The 15,668-nt window shown below is 58.7% G+C and carries 12 protein-coding genes and 1 pseudogene; 2 read left to right on the plus strand and 11 right to left on the minus strand.

Translation table 11 applies throughout. The annotated features are described in order from the left end of the window. Positions 1-52 precede the first annotated feature (52 nt). Positions 53-484, plus strand: coding sequence for an IS200/IS605 family transposase (gene tnpA, locus BJP62_RS05195; protein WP_070527397.1), 432 nt, complete (start codon positions 53-55; stop codon positions 482-484). A gap of 75 nt (positions 485-559) precedes the next feature. Here tnpA and BJP62_RS05200 read toward each other — a convergent pair whose 3' ends face one another. The 6 genes from BJP62_RS05200 to BJP62_RS05220 form a co-directional block, all read right to left on the minus strand. Beyond that, positions 560-1,018 carry a ParB N-terminal domain-containing protein gene (locus BJP62_RS05200; RefSeq protein WP_205700959.1) on the minus strand — a complete coding sequence of 153 codons (459 nt, stop codon included), beginning with the start codon at positions 1,016-1,018 and terminating at the stop codon, positions 560-562. Further along, a complete protein-coding gene (locus BJP62_RS18820; protein ID WP_205700960.1) occupies positions 1,015-1,239 on the minus strand; it encodes a hypothetical protein in 225 nt (74 codons plus the stop codon). Before BJP62_RS18820 ends, BJP62_RS05200 begins: the two co-directional genes overlap by 4 nt. Positions 1,240-1,269: 30 nt before the next feature. After that, on the minus strand, positions 1,270-2,580 hold the full coding sequence (locus tag BJP62_RS05205; RefSeq protein WP_257785853.1) for a recombinase family protein: 1,311 nt from the start codon (positions 2,578-2,580) through the stop codon (positions 1,270-1,272). 148 nt (positions 2,581-2,728) lie between these two features. Next, on the minus strand, positions 2,729-3,199 hold the full coding sequence (locus tag BJP62_RS05210) for a hypothetical protein (protein ID WP_070527400.1): 471 nt from the start codon (positions 3,197-3,199) through the stop codon (positions 2,729-2,731). Positions 3,200-3,321: 122 nt separating this feature from the next. Then, the gene (locus BJP62_RS05215) at positions 3,322-4,410 is read right to left on the minus strand and encodes a nucleotidyl transferase AbiEii/AbiGii toxin family protein (RefSeq protein ID WP_070527403.1); all 1,089 of its coding nucleotides are present in this window, start codon (positions 4,408-4,410) and stop codon (positions 3,322-3,324) included. Further along, the gene (locus BJP62_RS05220; RefSeq protein WP_070527405.1) at positions 4,403-4,999 is read right to left on the minus strand and encodes a DUF6088 family protein; all 597 of its coding nucleotides are present in this window, start codon (positions 4,997-4,999) and stop codon (positions 4,403-4,405) included. Before BJP62_RS05220 ends, BJP62_RS05215 begins: the two co-directional genes overlap by 8 nt. 457 nt (positions 5,000-5,456) lie before the next feature. On the opposite strand from BJP62_RS05220, the gene BJP62_RS05225 reads away from it, so the two are divergent. Beyond that, positions 5,457-6,674: an integrase arm-type DNA-binding domain-containing protein gene (locus BJP62_RS05225; RefSeq protein ID WP_205700962.1), complete on the plus strand. Its 1,218-nt coding sequence runs from the start codon at positions 5,457-5,459 to the stop codon at positions 6,672-6,674. A 949-nt stretch (positions 6,675-7,623) separates the two neighbouring features. On the opposite strand, the gene BJP62_RS17885 is transcribed toward BJP62_RS05225, so the two are convergent. From BJP62_RS17885 to BJP62_RS17895, 5 genes and pseudogenes are all read right to left on the minus strand, one after another. Then, on the minus strand, positions 7,624-8,100 hold the full coding sequence (locus BJP62_RS17885; protein ID WP_083300712.1) for a DUF4265 domain-containing protein: 477 nt from the start codon (positions 8,098-8,100) through the stop codon (positions 7,624-7,626). Positions 8,101-8,106: 6 nt separating this feature from the next. Then, positions 8,107-10,287, minus strand: coding sequence for an RHS repeat-associated core domain-containing protein (locus BJP62_RS05230; RefSeq protein WP_070527411.1), 2,181 nt, complete (start codon positions 10,285-10,287; stop codon positions 8,107-8,109). Positions 10,288-10,689: 402 nt separating this feature from the next. Beyond that, positions 10,690-11,064 (minus strand): annotated as a pseudogene (locus tag BJP62_RS19295) (carbohydrate-binding protein); the annotation flags it as partial. Between the two features lie 35 nt (positions 11,065-11,099). Next, positions 11,100-13,484: an RHS repeat domain-containing protein gene (locus BJP62_RS17890; protein ID WP_083300713.1), complete on the minus strand. Its 2,385-nt coding sequence runs from the start codon at positions 13,482-13,484 to the stop codon at positions 11,100-11,102. A 33-nt stretch (positions 13,485-13,517) separates the two neighbouring features. Continuing rightward, positions 13,518-15,491, minus strand: a complete 1,974-nt coding sequence (locus BJP62_RS17895) for a DUF6531 domain-containing protein (protein WP_168163795.1) — start codon at positions 15,489-15,491, stop codon at positions 13,518-13,520. Positions 15,492-15,668 lie beyond the last annotated feature (177 nt).

The raw sequence follows: 15,668 nt of genomic DNA on the forward strand, positions 1-15,668 counted from the left end.
TCGTAGAGACTTCCAGCCGTGAGCCGCCAAGCACACGAAAGGAAGAGACACGATGGACAAGTTTGGAAGTTTGAGCCACACGACGTGGGACTGCAAATATCACGTAGTCTTCATACCGAAGTGCCGACGACGAACGTTGTACAGGCAGCTGCGCCAGCACTTGGGGGAGGTGTTCCGGAAGTTGGCAGCGCAGAAAGAGTGCGAGGTCGAAGAGGGTCACCTGATGCTGGACCACGTGCACATGATGCTGTCGATTCCGCCTAAGCACGCGGTGTCGCAGGTGGTGGGCTTTATCAAAGGGAAGAGCGCGATTCATCTGGCCCGGGTGTATGGGGAGAAGAAGCGCAACTTTGTTGGGCAGCACTTTTGGGCGCGAGGGTATTTTGTGTCTACCGTAGGCCGAGATGAAGCCGTGATCCGGGAGTACATCCGGAATCAGGAGAAGGAAGACGAGAGGTTGGATCAACTCGGTCTGTGGAGGTAGCAAGCCCGCCACCGGCACGGTGGCACATGCGATGAGGGGCCGCGTTAGCGACCCCTACCAGCCGCTTCGAGCGGCTCACATTCCGAAAGCCCCCGGCTTTGCCGGGGGATGGTTACTGTAGTCGAGGCTCAGGCCGGTTTTTTGGGCGATGTCCTTCTTGTCGTAGCCCTGTTGGTTCAACTGGACGATGCTCATCAGTAGTTCCAGTGCACTGTATTTTCTGCGGGCAATGTTCTCGGTCAGACTCATGATGAAAGCGTCTTCGTCATCAACGGTGACGATCAATGCCGGAATCAGCTTTTCACCGAGAGCCTTGAAGGCTTTGAGCCTGCCTTCGCCGCAGATCAGCAGGAAGTGCTTGCCATCCCCCAAGTCGTCGCGCGGCGTGACCGTGACGGGCTTCTTCAAGCCGATACTCTTGATGTTGCCAACGATCTCATCGAAAACCCGCCCATTGCGGTCGCGCGGATTGAGGATGACGATTTGCTCAACCGGGATCATCTGCAGATCGGCGGCATTGTGTGATGTGTTCATGCAATCCTCCGGATGCGGCTGCGCGCTGCCATGCTGTACAGGTAGTCCAGGCTGTCGAAGCGGTAGCTCTCGAATTCGAGGCCGTTGTGCTCGGCCAGATGGATGCGGGGCTGGCCGAAGTCCAGTCGGGGCAGCAGGTAGTAATCCAGCGCGGCCTGATTGGTTTCATCAAGCCGAACGGCAACCGTGATATCCGGTGCAAGGCTGGTATCGAAACGCACTTTCCAGCGGCGGCGACCATCGTCCAGCAACTAGCAGCGCGAGAGCACCAGCGACACGGTGAATTCGCCATTGACGGTGAGCAGGTCAGAGGCCGGATCGCGCACCACCGCGCCGCCTACGTCGGCGATCACACGCTCGGTCTGACCGACGATCTCGGGATGCAGTCGCCGCAGGAACTGGTTGACCTCCAGGTACTGGTAGTCCCGATCCGGGGTGAAGCCCACCGTCTGGTAGGCCCGGATCAGGCTGCCGAAGCGGTGCGCGTAGGCCGCCGCCGAGGGCATACCTTCGGCCTCGTCGATGATCAGGCCAGACAGGTAGCCGCGCTGCAGGAACAAGCGCCGAAGTTTCTCGATCAGCTCATCGTCGCTGAAACGGTGCGCCCGTTCGCGCAGGATGCCCTGCGCGGTGTAGAACAGATCCGGTGGCACGATTCCCTCGAACGCGCCTTCCTTCTTGATCCACATCTCCGGCTGGTTCAACACCCGTACCTTCTTGAGCTTGAAGGAGCGCCGGTTGTAGACGTTGTTGCCGATGTATTTCTCGTTGGAGAGCACCTCGCGCACCGTGGCCCGTGTCCATGCCCGGCCCAGATCGGTGAGGATGCCCTTGGCGTTGAGTCGATCCGCAATCTCGGATTCGAGCTGGCTGTCCTCGACGAACCAGCGGTAGATCTGATTCACGACAGCAACTTCCGCATCCGGGCCGGGCTGCAAGATCACGCGGTCGGTTTGCAGGCTTTTGTGCTCGCCACGAGAAAGCTGCCCCTTCACGGAACCAGACTGATCGATCAGCACACGCCGCAGGCCATAACCGGCGGGCCCGCCTTGCCGAAAACCCAGTTCGATCAGGCGGCATTGCCCGGCGAACACCTTTGCCGACAACTCCCGGCTATATTCACCGGCCATCGCGCGCTTGACGCCCTTGACGATGGTGGACACGGGCGATCCGTCGTTCTCGAACTGCTCTGCGCAGTAGGCAACTTGGATTCCGGCACGGCGGCAGATGTATTCGTAGTAGGCGCTCTCATCCGCATCCTGAAATCGCCCCCAGCGACTGACGTCATAGACGAGGATGATCTGGAAATCGGCCTTGCCTGCCTGCACATCCGCGATCAGTTGCTGGAGTGCCTGCCGACCATCGATGCGCAGGCCGCTTTTGCCCTCGTCGGCGTAGGTGCGGACGATCTCGATGTTACGCCGGGCGGCGTACTCGCGGATCTTGTCGGCCTGGTTTTCCGTCGAGTATTGCTGATGCTCAGTCGACATCCGCACGTACTCAGCGGCCCGAAATGTCGGAGGCTGGCTCGCTCCCTCCGTTGCGAATTCATCTGCCTGCATAGACCCGATCTCAATGTTATGTGCACTTGCTCTCGGGTCCGACTTTCACCTCACTGGCATGGGCCCGACCGGAGAAACGCCGGTCGGGATGCACGCGGTTGAAATTGTTGCCATCCAGGATGATCGAGAGCCCATTTGGAGAAAGAAGTTAAGGGCGAATCGCTGATGTGTCGATCAAGTCCTCTCTTGACACGTCCATCTTGCACGGACACGTCAGGCTTACCGGCGTGATCTCGACGATCCATGAGGTGCTGTTCTCCATTGGAAATGCTGGATGCCGCGCGATTCGATACAGGCCCGTCGGCAGGCCGCACACGTCCATCTTTGCAAGATCGGCGTTTCGGCCTTGATCTCGCGACCGCTGCTGCTCGCGGTTGCGTTGCGCGTACTCGGGGCGAGCGTCGCGGTAGTCACGCCAGTATTCTTGATTTCGTTGCGACCACGCCTGCTGGGCGGCGCGCTGGTTGATCCGGTAGTCGGCATCGGACTGAAGTTTGGCCCGCTGCCACAGGCGCTTGCGGGCACGTTGGCAGTCGGGCGAGGAGCAGTAGGCTTGACCAGGAACTTGTGGGCGCGGCTCGAATGGCTGGCCACAGCAAGCGCAGAGGGTGCTGGACATCAAAGTTCTCCATATGAAAATTCATATGGGAACGGCTGATCGTCAGCGGCAATCCGGGAAGCTCAACACCGGGCAACGATCCGGAAATGTCAGATGGTTGAGGCCGTGCAGTGGGGGTGGTGTCAGTAACCCATGTCGAGTTTTTGTGCCTGCGCGGCCAACTCGTCCAGTGCCTTGCGGCGTTCGCCCAGCATGGCCTGCCGATTGGCCTCGTCTTGAATCACGCGGCACCGCTCAATGATGTCGGCGAAGCTCGGCTGATGCAGCGCCAGCAGGCCATCCTCCAGCATTGCAGCGTAGTCGTTTTCCAGCGCCGTCAACGATTCGCCTGTCGGGATAAGCTGCAGCTGACCACTGGTGGCGGCGAAGTAATCGATCTTGGCACCAGCAGCGTCTTTTTCGACGAAGAACATCGATTTGTGTTCTGCAACGGCCCGAGCCAATGCCTGATCGGCGCAGGCCGCAGCAAAGTGCGGCGTTTTTGCGATGGCGGCCAAGTCGTACCAGTGACGGGAATAGCGTTCGCCGCGTAGCCGCCCCTGCAGACAGTACACGTGCGCTGCCGTGGCTTTTTCCCAGAAGGTGCGCTCTGCCGCCATCACCAAGGGCTGGGCAACAGGGAAAGTGACGCCTTCGATTTTCGACGCAATGTCGCAAGCCACCGGTTGAACATGGTGCGGCTCGCCCGTGGCTCGGGCACCAAACTCCAGCTGGATCGTGGGTGCGGAATAGCCGGTTCCCGTTTTGACTGCCGGATACGACAGGATCAGCTTGTCCCGATCTTTGCCTGCCGGTGTCAGGCTCGCGTCCAATCCATCTTTCGCCAGCGCTGCAGCAATGACAGGCTCGACCGTTGCCTCGATCCAGTCAGGCAGGCGGTGACGTACCGCGCTGCTGATCTTCTTTTCCTGGCTGGCGGAATCGGGAATGGGGTTGCCTTCCTTCAAGAGGTCAGTGGCCAGTTCGCGGATGTCATAGGTGAGATCCACGTCCTCGGAAAACCGGTCGATGATGCGATACACCTTGGACAGGGAGGTGCCGCCCTTGAAGGTGAGCTTGCTGGCCAAGTCGGATTCGTAAATGGCGGACAGCACCCAGACCACCCAGATGTCCTTCTCGAGCAGATGCGCTGGCCGCCCGGTACGGGCCGCAGCAAACTCCAAGGCTTCAGCCTGATCTTCTCGGCTGAGCGAGAACCAGGACTCAGCCATGTGCCATTGCCTCGCTGACCACTTTGGCCATCCAACTCGGCAATGCAGCCCGCGCGCCACGCACGGCCTCCCATTCGGATTCGGGCAGCTTAGAGCGCAGTTGCGTTAACGCCGCTGGTGCGGCCTCTGGCCCCAGCCACGACAGCGCACGGATCACCTTGCCTGCGGGGCGCTTGCCCAGCAGCAATTGCCAGCGGTTACCGTGCTTGAGCTCTACGCAACGGCTGCCAAGATGCAGAGTGCGGGATGCGCCGGAGGTGAGGAACACCTCGCGGGTTGGCACCTGCGTGGTCAGGCCCAGCGCGTTGGCTTCGGCTGCACCGTTCGCCACCACCGTTTCACCGCAGCTGGCCTCGATGGCCTGCACAACGGACTCGGTGGACGGCGGGCGGGCACCAAACCGGCCCTGATGGGGCGCGACATAGGCTCCGCGACTTACGCGCAGCAACTTCCCTTCCTGAGCCAGTCGGGACAGGGTTTTGTCGATGGCCGCCCGCGATCCCAGATGCAGGAACTCCTTGGGCGACAACAGCCCCCCCTCGGGCATGGCCCGGGCGGCAGACAAGATGTTCTCGGCAAGATGGCTCATGGTCGCGGCTCCTTTGTCAGAAGTATAAATCAGTATCTGACAAACTGCAATTTGCAGCAGACGTGCCCGGCCAATGGCCGCAACGGAGCCTCCGGGGACTAGGGAGCCCGGATCGCGCACATAAAAAGGGGATTTGCCGAAAGCCAGCGCGGTTTCGGCCAGATCATCGAATTCACGGCCTCAAGGCCGATGTGTTACTCTCTGGTTCAAATTACGGACGCGGGTTCGGTTCCGTGTTCCGCCACCAGACACTCTTCCAAGGGCATCCGAGGAAGTACATCAAACCCCTGTAAAGCCTAGCTTTCAGGGGTTTTTTCTTTCCAGCGCAATCCAACTCCGTCCATGGGCAGCCAGCATTCTTGGGGGTACATTTAGGGGTATACCCCTTGATCGTTGGGGTACCCCGAAAAATGTACCCCTAAAAGCGATACCCCTCATGGCGCGCCCAACCAAACCGTTGACCGATACCGAATGCAGGAATGCAAAACCGGCGGATAAAGACCGAAAACTGTTTGATGGCGGCGGGCTGTTCCTTCTGGTTCGCCCGACCGGGAGCAAGCTCTGGCGCCTGAAATACACACGCCCGGCTGGCTCCGAATCGCTGCTCTCGTTCGGCGCCTATCCCGAGCTCTCCCTGACCGCTGCACGCGCCCTGCGAGACGAAGCCCGCGCATTGCTCACCAAAGGCATAGACCCGCAGCTACAGCGCCAACAGGACAAGGAAGCCGCTGCACTTGCCGCTGAAAACTCGTTTGAAGCGGTCGCCCGGGCATGGTTTGCAAAATTCATGACCGGCAAATCGGCCAGCCACCGCGAGCGCACGATCAACCGCCTTGAATCAGACATTTTTCCCTGGATCGGCAAACGCCCTGTTGGTGAGATCAGGCCACAGGAGGTACTGGCCTGTCTTCGGCGCGTCGAGGAACGCGGCGCGATTGAAACTGCCCACCGGGTACGCTGGTCATGCTCCAAGGTATTTCGTTACGCCATCGCAGCAGGCATGGCCGACAGTGACCCAGCCGACCTGCTGACTGAAGCCCTGACCCGGCCCAGCCCCAAGGCGTTTGCAACCATCACCGACCCGATCAAAGTCGGCGAACTATTGCGTGCATTGGAAGCCCTGGAAGCATCCCTGATCGTGCGCTGCGCTTGCCGTCTGGCCCCATTGGTGTTCGTACGCCCCGGCGAACTACGACAAGCCGAATGGGCTGAAATCGATCTGGAGCGTGCAGAATGGCGCATTCCCCCCAGCAAAATGAAAAGCCGCGTGGTGCATGTGGTGCCGCTGTCACGCCAAGCGACCACCATCCTGCGCGAGTTGGCACCTCTGACGGGGCGTGGACGTTACGTCTTTCCTGGCGAGCGCAGCAACGAGCGCCCCATGAGCGAAAACACGGTTAATGCCGCGCTACGGCGATTGGGCTACAGCAAGGACGAGTTTACCGGTCACGGCTTCCGCAAGATCGCATCCACCCTGCTCAACGAGTCGCACCTTTGGCATCGTGATGCCATCGAGCGCCAACTGGCACATGGTGAACGGGACGAAGTCCGCGCAGCATACAACTATGCGGAACACCTGCCGGAGCGTGTCGAAATGATGCAATGGTGGGCGGACTACTTGGACAAGCTGAAAATCGGAGCAGACTTCATTGCTTTTCCACCGCGCGTGGCCTGACTAGCCAAGCTCGGCAAGTGGCAGCCAATATAAATGCATGTCGGTGATTTAACAGATCAGTGACACTTACGACACCACTACGGGACATAGGCGTATCCATAAAAAGATTGACCCAATACCAGTCCCGAACTCGGTAAGCGACGCCCTGCGGGTAGCCGAAGGACTTTAATACCACTTGGTCCCTGCGTGCTCTCCCGCCACTCGCCCACCTGTTTTTTGCGGTGTCACACGTGTCACAGGTGTCACATCGTTGATTTGAAACATTTTTATCTGTGACACGCGCGGCGCCTTGCGTGTCACAGGTGTCACGCGCTCGAAGTGATGCAGCCGCAGCAGCCCGCATAGTTGCTCAACTCATGCTCCAGACATCATCTAGCAGCTCGGCAAAAAATGTGCGCGAGTAGTGCATCCCCCTGCCCGAACGATCAGCGCGTCTTGGCAAGACCTTAATACCAGTGATGCAAATAGGGAACGAGCACCCTCTTGTTTCGTTCTGAGTAAATCCTTTCTTTGTCGCTGTAAATTCGTCTTGTGATTGCCTGCTGATCTTCCCGCCTGTAGCTGATGTATTGCAATAATTTTTTTGCAGGAAAGGCAGCCGCTCCGCTTCTGGTCTCACCGGAGTTGGGGCCGAAAATTACGACCTGTTGCCAGCACCGGCCGACTTTTTTTCTGATCTGCTCGCTCAATTGACGCGGGGGCGTTCAGATGGTCGGTCTAGAGAGAGCCGGTTAGGATCCCTAATAAAAAAGCCCTCCACTCCAGAGGGCTTTTTTGTCGCAGCGGCGCAAATCATTTCTGCAACAGTTGATACCGGTTGTGCGATCCGATCACAGGCACCATGAATAGCTTATCCACTCTCCGCAAGACCTACATGCAGGTTTGAACTTCCACACAGCATGGCTTTCTTAGTCTAATCAGAGCGTAAAATTACCACGCTCCGACCACATCAAGCCCTTTCTTGCTGACCACTCTCATATTGCAAGAAACCTTCACCCTCACACCGCTGAAGATAATCAGCAAATTGCTGCGCCTTCTGCGATGAAACACTGACGGCGAGAAGGTTCTCTGATGACCACTCAATCAAAGCTGGAAAATTATTAACAGTTTCCACGCAAAGTTGCTTGCCTCTTTCAGAGGCATCACCAAACCAAACTCGAAATGTCAGTTGGTCCGAACGTTGCACGACACGGCTCACAACATAGTCGTCATCTATTTCGACTACGTCACCTAATGCCAAGCCATATGCAAAAAATGGAATGCAGCACAGTTTCACGTTCCCAGGCGATATTATTTCCCCCCAAAGCTGTTCCCACTCGTTCCTTCCATCGACCTCTCCCAAGTGGGCCGCAAATATTACATTTGCACTATCTCTCCAAATTGGAGATGCGTGAACTGCTTCGAAGTCACCAGACTGAAATTTCATGACGATTTACCAATGAGATGGCGGCCAAGGCCCACGATATCCGGAAGGAGGACTTACCGGCTTATCCTTTGCCCCCTTCGAGGCGTTGCAATGAGGGCATGCGAGCTGTGCATTATCCAAGGTAGCGTTACCTCCTCGCGCACGAGGAATGGCATGATCAACCTGTGTGGCCGTACCCTCCATCCGGCAATATACGCATACTTTATTTGGATTTTCTGCCTTAGCAGCATCCTTTACTGATTTAGGAAATTGCTTCCCTGACGTGGCGCCCGTTGTGCTTCCTGCCTTGATGTTTGGTGCTGTGCTCCCGCCCTTGAATTTTGCTAAATCTACACAATCATCCGTAGGGTGATAGGGAATAGGTGGCATATCACCCGAGCATCCACCCCCTAGTATATCGCATTTAAATTGCGGAATAGGTTGAAGTTCAGCGAGCCCCAGCGGATCAGACGACGCGATCACAGCACCGTCGACGTAAGCGTAAGTCGACCATTGGCCCGCAGCTAGTCCAATCGGATCACTCTCGATATACCGCCCTGTCGCCGGATCGTAATCCCGGAAGTAGTTGTAGTGCCGGCCGGTTTCCTGATCGTAATACTGGCCCGGGAAGCGCAGGTTGTACACCACCTGCTGGCCGTCGCCGTCCGGGTCCTGTTCGGCCAGGCTGTTGCCGAATGGTTCGACCTGTTGCCAGCGCCAGACGACTTTCTGGCTGGTCGGTTCGCTCAGTTGCCGCGGGGTGTTCAGGTGGTCGGCCCAGACGTAGTAGACGGTCGGGTGTTGGGCGTCGACACCGGAGCGGACCGAGGCGATCGGGGTGTCGCCGAGCCAGACGGTTTCCTGTTGCAGTATGCCAGTGCCGCGGTATTCGCCGAGCAGGCGGCCTTCGAGGTCGTAGGCGAACTGGGTGGTTTGGCCACCGGTGGTCTTGCCGACCCGCTGGCCAAGGGCGTTGTAGCCGTAGTTGGTGACGACGGTGCCGATCTGGCTCTGGATCAGCCGGCCGGCGTTGTTGTAGCGCTGGGTGAGGTTGCCGTCCTTGGTGCGGCTGCCGCTGGCGTCGTACTGGTAGGTCTGGTTGTTGCTGCCGGTGGTGTTGAGCAGCCGGTTGCTGGCCGGGTCATGGTTGTACTGGGTACTGGCGCTGCCGGTGCTGCCGACGGTGCGGTTGCCGTTCTTGTCGTAGCCGTAGCCATGGGTGGTGGTACCGATGCTGGCCTGGATCAGCCGGTCGAGGCTGTCGTAGCCGAAGCTGTGGCTGGCTGCCTGGGTCTGGCTGTCGTCGATGCCGATCGGGTTACCGGTGCTGTCGTAGCGGTATTGCCATTGCCGGTCGGCAAGGCTGAGCGTACTCGGGCGGCCGGCAAAGTCGCTGCTGGCGTAGCGGGCCTGACCATTGGCCCATTGCCAGCCGACGATGCGGCCGTCGGCGCTGTACTGCATCTGGCTCAGCAGCGGCTGACCGTTGAGCAGCACGCTGGTGACGACGCCGTTCTGCCACGTGTAGTCGACGTTGAGGCCGGACGGGTAGACGATGCGGTTGAGCCGGTTGGCAGCGCCCCAGCTGTAGCCGACGCCGTAAGCGCTGCCGCTGGTGTTGCTGCGCTGGACCTGGCTGACCCGACCCTGGGCGTCGTAGCCGAAGCCGGTTTGGCCGACGCCGTCGGTGAAGCTGGCGAGCTGGCCGACGCCGTTGGTGGCGGTGTCATAAGTCAACGTCTGGACTTCGTCGCCATAGTCGACGCGGGTGACCCGGCCGAGCGCATCGTACTGGTACTGGGCGCTCTTGTTGCGGGCATCGGTCTTGGTCAGCGTGCGGCCATTGGCATCCACCGCGTACTGGGTGGTGCCGGTATCCGGGCTGACCTGTTTGATCAGGTCGTCGAAGCCGTTGTAGGTGTAGCTGGTGCTGAAGCCTTCCGGATCCTTCACCGAGACCAGGTTGTCGCGACCGTCGTAGCTGAACTGGGTGATGCCGCCGTTCGGATCGGTCATCTGCGTCAGGCGATTCAGGGCGTCGTACTGGTACGACGTGGTCCGGCCCTGCGCATCCTTGCGGGTCAGGCGGTTGCCGTTGGCGTCATAGGTGTAGGTGGTCTGGAACCCTTGGCTGTCCATCTCCTGCACCAGCCGGCCGAGTGCGTCGTAGCTGTAGAAGCGGCTGACGGTCGAGACGTGTGCGGGCACGCTCGGCGCGGGCGTTGGTACCGGAGTGGGCGCTGGGGTTGGGGCCGGAGTGGGCGCAGGTGTGGGCGCTGGCGTCGGTACTGGCGTCGGTACTGGTGTCGGCTCAGGTGTCGGCTCAGGCGTGGGTACTGGAGTCGGCGCTGCGGTTGGGGCCGGAGTGGGCGCCGGAGTGGGCGCCGGAGGCGGTGCTGGCGTCGGCTCAGGCGTTGGCGCGGGAGTGGGCGCGGGAGTGGGCGCGGGAGTGGGCGCGGGAGTGGGCGCAGGTGTGGGCTCTGGCGTCGGTACTGGTGTCGGCTCAGGCGTGGGTGCTGGAGTCGGCGCAGGGGTTGGCACCGGAGTCGGCGCAGGCGTCGGTGTGGGAGTTGGTATTACATCGCTCCCCAAGCTTAGCCAGAGGGACGGCGAAGCAGCCGGTGTCCATCCTGCTCCGGCAAAAGCGGTGTGTGCGGTGAGGGCGCGATACCGCCCTCCTTGAAACAGCACCTCTTGGCCAACCTGATAGCTCAGCCCCTCTTGCCAAGTGTCGTTGGCCCCAGCGCCTCCTTGAAGTTGCCACAAGCTGGGGGTGCTTGGCGGTGTCCAGTTGGTGCCAACGTAAGCGGTATGGGTGACCAGTGTCTTGTAGGTCTGGCCGTTGTAGCTGACCAGCGCGCCTGCGGTATAGGTCACGCCTTCTTGCCAGGCGGCAACAGCGGCGGCCTGGCTGAAGATCGGCGTGGCGACCAGACCGGCCAGCGCAAAGGCCCCGGCCATCGTATGCAGCGAAGTGAATTTCATCTCGGTTCCCGGATTATTCTATTTGAATTGATGGCTCAAGGCTTGGCGACCTGGTTCGGCGCGCTTTGCTGCACCGCGACCTGCTGCAGGCTGGCCGCCAGCGTGCCGGCCGGATCCTGACGGTCTTCGCGCAAGCGGTTGCCCATCGCATCCAGGGTGTAATCGATGCGGTTGCCACGGCTGTCGTCGATGCCGATCAGTCGGTGGGCCGGGTCGTAGCGGTAGCTGACGGTGCGGTTGTCGGCAAAGCGCACTTGGCTCAACAAGCCAGTCGGCAAATAGCTGAAGCTGGTGGTCTCGCCGGCCGTGGTCCGGCTCAGCAGCCGCTGGCGCAGGTCGTAGCCGAAGGTGGTGGTCTGGCCGTTGGGCTCGATCATTTCCAGCACGTTGCCCAGCGCGTCATAGCGCGGGAAGCGGGTGATCTGGCCCAGCGGATTGGTCAGCGTGCTCAGGTTGCCCTGGGCGTCGTAGCTGTACTGGGTGACCTTGCCGGCCGGATCGGTCGCCGAGGCCACCAGGCCGTAGTTGCCATAGGTCCAGCTCGATACCCGGGTCGCACCATCGGCGGTCACCGACTTCTTCAGCAGGTTGCCGCTGGCGTCGTACTCGTAGATCGTGACCCGGCCCGGCTCGGTGACCTTGGTCGGCAGCCGGAAGCTGGCGTGCCATTCGGTGCTGATGGTCCGTGCCTGCGGCGTGCCGACGGCTTCGGTGCGGCTGGTTTCGAGGTTGCGGGTCAAGTCATAGACATAATTGATCACCGTACCGTTGAAATCAGTGCGGGAGGCAACGTTGCCGTTGATGTCGTAGCTGAGTGTGCTGTTTGCCGCTCCGCACCCTGCACCACCAGGCTGGTTTTGCGACGTGAGTTTTAATACCCCCGCGACGGGCATGAACTCTTTATTTCGAGTCGTATTCAGCGGATCGGTAACAGCAACCTGGACGCGATCTGGCAACGGAAGGATTGATAACGATACACGATCGACCGAAAGCGTTTGACTGCTATCACCCCAATGCTGAGTCACAATTGCTTGCCCAGCACCATTGTATTTATATGTGGCATACCGCTGGTTAGCCTCATCAACAATACCAGTGAGCAAAGGCAAATCACGCCTAATCTGAATATTTTCAGATTCATCGTACACATATTGAACAGAAGTTCCATCCGGATACGTAATCGATTTCAACGCCCCTTCAGGACTATATTGATAGCTATAAGCTTGGCCAGCGGGATCTTGCATCCTTGCAATATTCAATTTGCCATCGTATTGCAAGGTTATTCTTCGCCCGTACTGATCTGATATCGCAACAATCAAATCCTTGGGTACCGGGGTGGCCGTCTCTTGACCATTAGCATCAAGTAAATATGGCCCATTCACCCCATCGCCATAAGCGATCGTTTTTTCGTACCCATTGCGCTCTCGTATCCGCACAAGCAAACCATTTTTATTGTAAAACTCACTGCGATCCGTCAATTGATACTCGTATCCATCAGGTGTGACATTCAGTTTGTTCACACCCAAGCCGTAATTGATCGCTTCTTCACCAGAGGACCGGAAGTACTGTGGCCTCCCGTTTGGATAGACCAACGTGCCGGTCACCGCCTTTTCGCCAGCAGACCCAGATGACGAAATGATGCTCAATCGCCTTTCATAAATAAATCGCCATCCTTTACCCATGGAACTCACGGACAGCTCATTTCCGTTAAGCGGCGCGGCAAAACCAAGGGAGTTGTAATACCTCTCAAACGAAAGACCTCCCGGACCGACGTAGTCAATCGCATGGTGCAACTTCGCAGCTGTTGCAGGGGAAATCGGGTTCCCTTCCCCACTAACCTCTTCCGACGTAGCTCTCGCCGAAGCAGAACAACCTGGTGCTTCAATCTGGCGTAAACACGCTTTGGTACCGTTAGGTCGTGTGATTAAAGAGGTTCCCGCTTGGCATTCATTGTTATCAACGAACTTCATTGCCCAAACAGTTTCACCGCAAGAAAAAGTAAATTTTCTATAATCAACCGTTGCGCCAGGCGACCCGCTCCAACATTGATAAGAGTTTGCGGTTTGCCCCCACCCACTATCCGAGCCCTCGCAGGTGACGTTGTTGTTGCGCAGTATTTCGGCAAACGATTTCGATAGTTGGAACAAATTTCCTGCATTAACCGTAATTGATGCCCCGACGCAGGGCGGATCGGCATAGACCCCTGCATAACGCCCACCGGCAGCTTTGCACCACGCCGCATATCTCGCCACAAATGCCCCAGCATCATCGCAAAGGGCATACTTAACGCCTGTTCGCGGTTGCTCACAAACACCTAGCCCACCGTCTTCAATACAAGTCGCCTCAACAACGGCCTGGCTGACTACCGGTGCGGCAGCCAGCATAAGCGCTATGGAAATCGCACCTTGTGGTGTGAACTTCATTACTCTTTCCTTATTTTTTATTGATTAGGTGGCTTAAGGATTGGCAATCTGATTAGGAACGTTTTGCTGCGCCGAAACCTGCTGCAGGCTGGCCGCGAGCGTGCCGGCCGGATCCAGGCGGTCTTCGCGCAGCCGGTTGCCCATCGCATCCAGGGTGTAGTCGATGCGGTTGCCGCGGCTGTCGTCGATGCCGATCAGTCGGTGTGCCGGGTCGTAGCGGTAGCTGACGGTGCGGTTGTCGGCGAAGCGCACTTGGCTGAGCAGACCGGTCGGCAGGTAGCTGAAGCTGGTGGTCTCGCCGGCCGTGGTGCGGCTCAGCAGCCGCTGGCGCAGGTCATAGCCAAAGGTGGTGGTCTGGCCGTTGGGTTCGACCATCTCCAGCACATTGCCCAGTGCGTCATAACGCGGGAAGCGGGTGATCTGGCCCAGCGGATTGGTCAGCGTGCTCAGGTTGCCCTGGGCGTCGTAGCTGTACTGGGTGACCTTGCCGGCCGGATCGGTCGCCGAAGCCACCAGACCGTAGTTGCCGTAGGTCCAGCTCGAGATCCGCGTCGCGCCATCGGCGGTGACCGACTTCTTCAGCAGGTTGCCGCTGGCGTCGTACTCGAACGTCGTCACCCGACCCGGCTCGGTGACCTTGGTCGGCAACCGGAAGCTGGCATGCCACTCGGTACTGATGGTCCGTGCCTGCGGCGTGCCGGCAGCTTCGGTACGGCTGGTTTCGAGATTGCGGGCCAGATCATAGGCGTAGTTGGCGGTGTTACCGTTGAAGTCGGTACGGTTCTTCACGTTGCCGTTGACGTCGTACTCGAGGGTGCCGGTCGCGGCGCTGCACCCCGCGCCACCAGGCTGGTTCTTGCCGGTCAGCAGCCACTGTTTGGCGACTTGCTGGAAGTTGAATCGGCGGACCGAACCGAGGGCATCGGTCTCGTCCGTCCAGCGCGTGCCATTGGCAGGATCGCCACCAAAACTCAGGCTCATTCGACCCACGCCTCCGGCGTGCTGCGACGAGACCGCTTGGCCTTGGGCGTTGTAGCTCCAGCTGGCAAAGCGGATTCCGTTTTCATCGGTGATGCCGGTCAGCAAATAGGGATTGCTGCCATCTTCGTAGGCATACTGCCGCTGACTGTTGTCAGGATAAGTCGCGCCACTCAAGCGACCACTGCTGTCGTAGGCGTAGTTCACCACCACACTTCCGCTGGTGATGCTGTTGAGATGAAACCGATCCGTTGAGCCAAGACTCAACTGGTATCCGAAGTTATCAAATACTCGATTCAGCACACCCGAGCTGGCGTCATAGCGCAGGGTCAAAACCCGGCCAGATGCAGAAGTCACCTTGGTCAGACGGCCTTGAGCGTCATAGAGCTCGGTGTTCAAACCATCAAATACGCTAAAACCGGAACCGGTGATGCTGAGTTGGTAACCATTGCGGCTTTGCGCATCAATCGGTTGGCCATCGGGACGGAATGCAAAGCTCTTGCCGTCTTCGCGTTCGACCATATAGTGATCAATCGACGGCAGCACTACCGGCTGGCTGAATGCGCCGGAGCCTGCATCCGGATCGAGATCGGCAGCCATTGCTGCTGCGTTGGCCGGCGCGGCAGCAACCAATGCGCTGACAGGTGCCGGTGGTACGGAAGAAGCCACGGCAACGATGCGTCGCACATAGCTGTGACGCCAACCGGTGCCCAAGCCGAAATCGCTGGTACTGGTGCTATTGTAATACCAGCTGAAATGCAGCCCCGGCCCCCAATTCAAATCGGACTCGGTCTGGAACTTGTTACCAGTGGCGGTATTGATCGGGTTACCCGAAACCGGGCAAGCATTACCCTGATCAGGGTTGACATCATCCGGATACGGACAACTGGTGTTGCTACCGCAAATGGGCTTGGCCCGGCAGCCGCCGGTGCTGCGGCTCAGGTAACTGCCGGCTGGGCAGGTGGCGCGACAAGTGCGGCTGACTAAACCAAGCAGTTGGTTGCTACCGCAATAGAAAAATTTAACCATATAGAAACTACCATCATAAGGCCCAGCACCTTGCTTCCATAGCCAGCCGGCAAAAATGTACTCACGGCCGTCACTTGAGCTACGAAGACAATATTGTGCCGGATTCGAATAGCTGCCTGTCCAGATTACAAAATCGAGACAAGCTTTATAGGCAGATGTTTCATCTTGGTATGTATC

The sequence above is a fragment of the Jeongeupia sp. USM3 genome (assembly GCF_001808185.1).
Lineage (GTDB): Bacteria > Pseudomonadota > Gammaproteobacteria > Burkholderiales > Chitinibacteraceae > Jeongeupia.